The organism is Modestobacter sp. KNN46-3 (genome assembly GCF_011039295.1).
Window position 1 is genome coordinate 21,589 of the sequence record NZ_JAAKGN010000051.1, and the last position, 6,858, is coordinate 28,446.

At 75.9% G+C, this 6,858-nt stretch carries 5 protein-coding genes; 3 read left to right on the forward strand and 2 right to left on the reverse strand.

The genetic code is table 11. The features are described 5' to 3' along the window. Positions 1-3 precede the first annotated feature (3 nt). Both G5C62_RS12795 and G5C62_RS12800 read right to left on the reverse strand, forming a co-directional pair. Complete coding sequence (locus G5C62_RS12795; protein ID WP_052091586.1) at positions 4-1,548, reverse strand: amidohydrolase; 1,545 nt, start codon at positions 1,546-1,548, stop codon at positions 4-6. Continuing rightward, positions 1,545-2,993 (reverse strand): serine hydrolase, encoded by a 1,449-nt coding sequence (locus G5C62_RS12800; protein ID WP_052091587.1) that lies wholly within the window; start codon positions 2,991-2,993, stop codon positions 1,545-1,547. The genes G5C62_RS12795 and G5C62_RS12800 overlap by 4 nt, the downstream gene beginning before the upstream one ends. Before the next feature lie 124 nt (positions 2,994-3,117). On the opposite strand from G5C62_RS12800, the gene cofC reads away from it, so the two are divergent. The 3 genes from cofC to G5C62_RS12815 are packed head-to-tail and all read left to right on the forward strand — an operon-like array spanning position 3,118 to position 6,798. Next, a complete protein-coding gene (cofC, locus tag G5C62_RS12805) occupies positions 3,118-3,759 on the forward strand; it encodes a 2-phospho-L-lactate guanylyltransferase (RefSeq protein WP_036339977.1) in 642 nt (213 codons plus the stop codon). Between the two features lie 14 nt (positions 3,760-3,773). Continuing rightward, complete coding sequence (locus tag G5C62_RS12810) at positions 3,774-5,846, forward strand: RNA degradosome polyphosphate kinase (RefSeq protein WP_036339979.1); 2,073 nt, start codon at positions 3,774-3,776, stop codon at positions 5,844-5,846. A 10-nt stretch (positions 5,847-5,856) separates the two neighbouring features. Continuing rightward, positions 5,857-6,798 carry an NUDIX hydrolase gene (locus G5C62_RS12815; RefSeq protein WP_036339981.1) on the forward strand — a complete coding sequence of 314 codons (942 nt, stop codon included), beginning with the start codon at positions 5,857-5,859 and terminating at the stop codon, positions 6,796-6,798. The last annotated feature ends 60 nt before the right edge of the window (positions 6,799-6,858 follow it).

A 6,858-nucleotide genomic window follows, 5' to 3' on the forward strand; every position in this document is an offset into this window, starting at 1 on the left:
TCCTCAGCCGAGGCCGGGTGCCCGGTGGGTGAACCGCCCGCCGACCAGGGTGGCCAGCACCTCCATCGCCCGCAGGCCGTCGGCGCCGTCGCGGGCGAGGACCGTCGCGGGTGGCTCGGCCACCACCACCAGGTCCGCCACGTCCCCGACCCGGACCCCGCGCCGTCCCCCGCTGGCCGCGGCCAGCGCGGTGTCCAGGTCCAGGTGCTGCTCGGGGTGCCAGGCCGGGCGGTCGTCCAGCGACCGGTGGACGGCGCTGGCGATGCCGTCCCAGGGGTCCAGCGGGGCCACCGGAGCGTCGGAGCCCAGCACGATCTCCGCGCCGGCGTCGACCAGCGCCCGGTAGGGGAACGCCCGCGCCGTCGCGGCGGCCCAGTGCTGGTCGGCGGCGTCCCGGTCGTCCAGGGCGTGCCGGGGCTGCACGCTGGCGACCACCCCCAGCTCGGCGAAGCGCGGCAGGTCGGCGTCGTGCACCTGCTGGGCGTGCTCGATCCGCCCGGTGCAGCCGGCGGCGGCGAAGCCGTCCAGCGCGACCGCCGCGGCCCGGTCGCCGATGGCGTGCACGGCGAGGTCCAGCCCGGCCGCGCTCCCCCGGCGGAGCAGCCGCTCCAGCTCCTCCGGCGGGGTGCGCAGCACGCCGTGGGCGTCCGCTCCCGCCGCCCCCGGGTACGGGTCGTGGCAGAAGGCGGTGCGGGTGCCGAGGGAGCCGTCGACGAAGACCTTCAGCGGGCCCATCCGCACCCGGTCGGCGGCGACCGGGTCGACCACCCCGGGCAGCGGGTCGCCGCTGCGCAGCCCGGCGGCGATCGCCTCCTCCAGCCGGTCGACCCAGACCCCGGCCCGCACGCGCAGCGCGGGACCGCCCTCCCGCAGCCCGGCCCGCCGGGCCCAGGAGCCGATCAGGTCGCCGTACTCGAGGTCGACGACGGCGGTCAGCCCGCGCGCCGCCGCCGCGGCCGCGGCCTCCAGCACCCACCCGTCCAGGACGGCGGGGTCGACCCGGGCGGCCCGGGCCACGAGGTCCATCGCCTCCTGCTCGAGCACGAGCCCGGTCGGACTGCTCAGGTCGAACCGCCGCGCGGCGGCCGTGTTCGCCCAGGCGGTGTGCAGGTCCCCGCTGCCCAGGACCACGATCGTGTCCGGCGGCACCACCCCGGCCAGCGCGGCGTCCAGGACGGCGGCGGTGGCCGGCTCGCCCCACAGCGCGTCCCGGAAGCCGTGGCCCATCACCACCGCACCCGGAGCCGGCGGTGCGGCCCGCAGCGCGGCGGCCATGAGCCCGGCGGCCTCCTGTGCCGACCCGGCGGCGGAGACGTCGATCCGCCGCCGCGCCGCGGCCCACTGCTCCAGGTGGGTGTGCGCGTCCCGCAGGCCGGGCAGCAGCGCGGCCCCGGCCAGGTCCACCACCTCGACGGGGTCGGGCAGCCCGTCGAGCCCCGGGGCGCCGGAGGACAGGTCGTCGGCGATCGCCAGCACCCGCCCCTCGACGACCAGGACGTCCCGGGTGCGGTCACCGAGCCGGGCGGAGCGCAGCAGCAGGGCGGTCACCGGCCGACCCCGCCGGCGCGCCCGTCCTGCACCTGGGGAGCACGGACCTGGGCGGCCCGCTGCGCCCGGAACACCTCGGCCGGCCAGGCCGAGATGCCACCGAGCCGCACCGCGGCGGCGGTGCCGTCGTCGGCCCAGGTGTACTCGACCGTCTCGCCGGCCGCCCCGAACCCGGCGACCGCCTCCTGGCGCAGGGTGTCCGCGCCCTCGGCCGTGAGCTCCAGGTGCTCCTCGGCCGGCTCGGGGGCGCTGGGGTGCAGCAGCACCAGCCGGCCGCCCAGCAGCGCGACGTCCGTGGCGCCCCACAGGTTGACGAAGCGGCCGGCGTAGCGCGCCAGCTCGGCCGCCGGCGGCTGCGGCACGTCTGCGGGTGCGGCCAGGGCGAGGTCGAGCAGCCCGAACAGACCCCGGGCCAGCACGTCGGCCGGCCCGTCCACGGCGTTGGTCAGCACGCTCACGACGACGTGGGCCTCCGGGTCGATCCAGGTGCGGGTGATGTGCCCCGGGAAGCCGCCGCTGTGCCCGACCAGCCGCCGCTCCCCCTGCGTCCGGAGGTCCAGCCCGAGCCCGTAGTGCCGCGGCGGGGCCCCGTGCGCACGGATCTCGGACTCCGGTCGGCGCATCAGCCGCTTGGTGTCCTCCCGCAGCAGCCGGGCGTCGCCGGAGGTGAGGGCCGCCCCGAACGCGGTCAGGTCACGGGCGGTCGACCAGAACCCGGTCGCCGCGGCCATCGCCCGGGTGTCCACCGGCGGGATGGTCAGCCGGGTGTCCTCGCCGTCCAGCAGGCCGGTGTGCCCGGCGGCGTGCTCACCGGCCCGGGCCGGCGACCACTCCGGTCCGGTGTCGGCCAGGCCCAGGGGGTCGACCACCGCGCGCTGCACGTGGTCGGCGTAGGAGGTGCCGGTGACCACCTCGATCGCCAGCCCGAGCAGCGAGTAGCCGATGTTGGAGTACTTGAAGTGCTCGTTGCGCTCGAGGACCGCCCCCTCCTCGACCGCGATGCGCAGCAGCAGCTGCGCGTCCGGGAAGGGCCGGCCCAGCTGCCAGTGGTCGTTGTCCCGGCCGTCCCGGATGACGCCGCCCTGGTGCCCGAGCAGCTCGCGGACGGTGACCGCGGCCACCGCCGACCCCTCCAGCGCCGGCACCCACTGCCCGATCGGGTCGTCCAGCCGCAGCCGCCCGGCCTCGACCAGCTGCAGCACCGCGGTGGCGGTGAAGGTCTTGGAGTGCGAGGCGATCCGGAACAGGTGGCCGGGGGTCAGCGGCGCCCCGCTGTCCAGGTCGGCCACGCCCAGCGCGGTGTCCAGCACCAGCTCGCCACCGACCCGGACGGCGGCCTGCACGCCCGGCACCCGCAGCCGGCGGCGCTGGTGGTCCAGCCACGACTCCAGGTAGCCCGCCGCAGCGGTGGCGACCTCGGCGGTGCGCTCAGGGGTGGTGCTCATCGCGGCGGGCTCCTCGGGGGCGGCGGACTGTGCTGCGGGGAGCAGATCACCCTCCCCGGCGTCGTGTGCAGCGGGCCCTGGTGCCGACCTGCCCCAGCCTGCCCCGGTGTGCTGAGCTTGCCGGGTGCAGCGGTGGTCGGTCGTCGTCCCGGCGAAGCGGCTCGACGCGGCCAAGACCCGGCTGGCGCCGCTGACGGCGACGCTGTCCGGGGGCACCTCCGCCGCACACGAGGAGCTGGTGCTGGCCCTGCTGGGCGACACCGTCGCCGCCGCGCTGGCCAGCCCCGCCGTCGGCCTGGTGCTGGTGGTCACCGACGACCCGCGGGCTGCCGCCGTCGTCACCGGCCTGGGCGCCCGGACGGTCGACGACCGGCCCGGCCGGGGCCTCAACGCTGCCCTGGAGCACGGCGCCCGGGTCGCCCGGACCGGCGGCGCCGGCCCGCTGGCCGCGCTGAACTCCGACCTGCCGGCCCTGCGGGCCGCCGAGCTGTCCGATGCGCTGGCCGAGGCGGCCGGCCGGCCGCGCAGCTTCGTCGCCGACACCGCCGGCACCGGGACGACGCTGCTGGCCGTCCCCGCCGGAGAGCTCGACCCGCGCTTCGGCCCCGGTTCCGCCGCCGCCCACACCGCGGCCGGGGCGGTCTCCCTGACCGGGCGGTGGCCCGGGCTCCGCCAGGACGTCGACACCCCCGCCGACCTGGCGGCCGCCCGACAGCTCGGCGTCGGCCCCCGGACGACGGGGTTCCTGTCGTCGAACGCCAGGTGAGGCAGGATCGACCCGTGCCTGCTGCCTCTCCCCCGCTCCCCGCCGACCGCTTCCTCAACCGTGAGCTGTCCTGGCTGGACTTCAACTCGCGGGTCCTCGAGCTGGCCGAGGACGACGGCCTGCCGCTCCTCGAGCGGGTGAAGTTCCTGTCGATCTTCGCCAGCAACCTCGACGAGTTCTTCATGGTCCGCATCGCCGGGATGAAGCGGCGGCAGAGCACCGGGCTGACCGTGCGCTCCCCCGACGGCCTGACCATCCGGGAGCAGCTGGCCCGGGTCACCGAGCGCACCCAGGCCCTGGTCCACCGGCACGCCAGCGTCTTCGACAAGGACGTGGCGCCGCGGCTGGCCGAGCAGGGCATCCGGATCATCCACTGGTCGGACCTGGCCGAGGCCGACGCGATGCGGCTGCGGGAGTACTTCCGGGACCAGGTCTTCCCCGTCCTCACGCCGCTGGCGGTCGACCCCGCGCACCCCTTCCCCTACATCAGCGGGCTCTCGCTGAACCTCGCCGTCTCGGTGCGCGACCCGGACACCGGCGCCCCTCGCTTCGCCCGGATCAAGGTGCCCAACAACGTGCCGCGGTTCATCCCGATCGGGACGAACACCCGCAGCACGGACGCCGAGGCGGTGTTCCTCCCGCTGGAGGACCTGATCGCGGCGCACCTCACCGCGCTGTTCCCCGGCCTGGACGTGATCGACCACCACCTGTTCCGGGTCACCCGCAACGCCGACCTCGAGGTCGAGGAGGACCGCGACGAGGACCTGCTGCAGGCGCTGGAGCGGGAGCTGGCCCGGCGCCGGTTCGGCCCGGCCGTGCGCCTGGAGGTCACCGAGACGATGGACCCGCAGATCCTCGACGTCCTGGTGCACGAGCTGGAGATCAGCCCGGCCGACGTCGTCTCGGTGCCCGGGCTGCTCGACCTCGGCTCGCTGATGGCGCTCTACGACCTGGACCGCCCGGAGCTCAAGGACGAGCCGTTCGTGCCGGCCACGCACCCCCGGCTCAGCGAGGGCGAGACCCCCAAGAGCGTGTTCGCCACGCTGCGCGAGGGCGACGTGCTGGTGCACCACCCCTACGACTCCTTCGCCACCAGCGTGCAGCGGTTCATCGAGCAGGCCGCGGCCGACCCGGACGTGCTGGCGATCAAGCAGACGCTGTACCGCACGTCCGGTGACTCCCCGATCGTCTCGGCGCTGATCGAGGCGGCCCAGGCGGGCAAGCAGGTGGTCGTCCTGGTCGAGATCAAGGCCCGGTTCGACGAGGAGGCCAACATCAGCTGGGCCCGCTCGCTGGAGCGCGCCGGCTGCCACGTCGTCTACGGGTTGGTCGGCCTGAAGACGCACTGCAAGACCGCGCTCGTCGTCCGGATGGAGCACGGGGTGATCCGCCGGTACTGCCACATCGGCACCGGCAACTACAACCCGAAGACCGCCCGGATCTACGAGGACCTCGGCATCCTCACCGCCGACCCCCGGGTGGGCGCGGACCTCACCGACCTGTTCAACACCCTCACCGGCTACTCCCGGCAGACCACCTACCGCTCGCTGATGGTCGCCCCGCACGGGATCCGCGCCGGCCTGGTCGAGAAGATCCGCCGCGAGGCCCGGCACGCCGCGGAGGGCAAGCCCGCCGGGATCCGGATCAAGGTGAACTCGCTGGTCGACGAGCAGATCATCGACGCGTTGTACGAGGCGTCGCTGGCCGGTGTGCCGGTCGAGCTGGTCATCCGGGGCATCTGCGCGCTGCGACCGGGCGTGCCGGGGCTGAGCGAGAACATCCGGGTGCGCTCGATCGTCGGACGGTTCCTGGAGCACTCCCGGGTCGTCAACTTCGTCAACGACGGCTCCCCGGAGTGGTGGCTGGGCAGCTCGGACCTGATGCACCGCAACCTGGACCGGCGGGTGGAGGTGCTGCTGCGGGTCAACGACCCGGTGGCCGCCCGCCAGCTGAAGCGCATGTTCGACGAGGCGATGGCCCCGGACGTGCGCAGCTGGCAGCTGGCCGGCGACGCCACCTGGACCCGCACCGGCGAGCGCGACAACCAGAAGGAGCTGCTGGCGCTGCGGGGTGAGAACGCTGGCTGAGGACGACCGGTTGATCCCCGCGGCCGGCGGCGCGGTCTGGCGCCCCGCGGACGACGGCACGGTCGAGACCGCGGTGGTGCACCGGCCCAAGTACGACGACTGGTCCCTGCCCAAGGGGAAGCTGGACGCCGGAGAGCACCCGCTGGTCGCCGCGGTCCGGGAGGTCGGCGAGGAGACCGGCCTGCAGGTCGCGGTCGGCCGGCGCAGCGTGCAGACCCGGTACGCCCACCGCCAGGGCCCCAAACGGGTCGACTACTGGGTGATGCAGGCCGTCGGCGGGGCCTTCGTGCCCAACGACGAGGTCGACGAGCTGCGCTGGCTGTCGGTGCCCGAGGCCGTCGACCTGGTCAGCCACAGCCACGACCGGGCCGTGCTCGAGGACCTCGCCCGTACCGACGTGCCCCGGGCACCGCGGGTGCTGCTGCTGCGGCACGCCTCGGCCGGCGACCGGTCGGACTGGGACGGCCCGGACGAGACGCGTCCGCTGGACCGCCGGGGCCGCGCGCAGGCCGCGACGCTGGCCGCCGTCCTGCCGGTCTTCGCGCCGTCCCGGCTGCTGGCTGCCCCGCCGGTGCGCTGCGGGCAGACCCTCGACCCGCTGGCCCGCGAGCTGGGGCTCCCCGTCGGGCCGGTGCCCGAGCTGGGTGAGGAGGGGTTCGACGCCGACCCGCAGGCCGGGGTCGAGCTGGTGACCCGGCTGCTGGCCGACACCGACGCCGCCGGCCCGGTGGTCATCTGCAGCCAGGGCGGCGCCATCCCCGCGGTGCTGCTCGCCCTCGGGGTGCGGTGGCACGACACCGCCGGGGCGCTGTGGCCGCCGTCGGCGAAGGGCAGCGTGTGGGCGCTCGGCGGCCGGCCCGGCGCCCTGGTCGCCGACTACTACCGCGACTTCACCGCCGACCCCGCGGCGCCGGCCGGCACGCTCACGCCCAGCACCGCCGGCCGGAGCTGACCCAGGCCCCCTCTCAGCTGCCCGCCCCGAGCCTGCGAGGGGTGGGGGGAGAGGGGGTCC

Coding starts and splice junctions, on each gene's coding strand:
- G5C62_RS12800 (WP_052091587.1), bottom strand. CDS start 2,993: ATGAGCACCACCCCTGAGCGCACCGCCGAGGTCGCCACCGCTGCGGCG.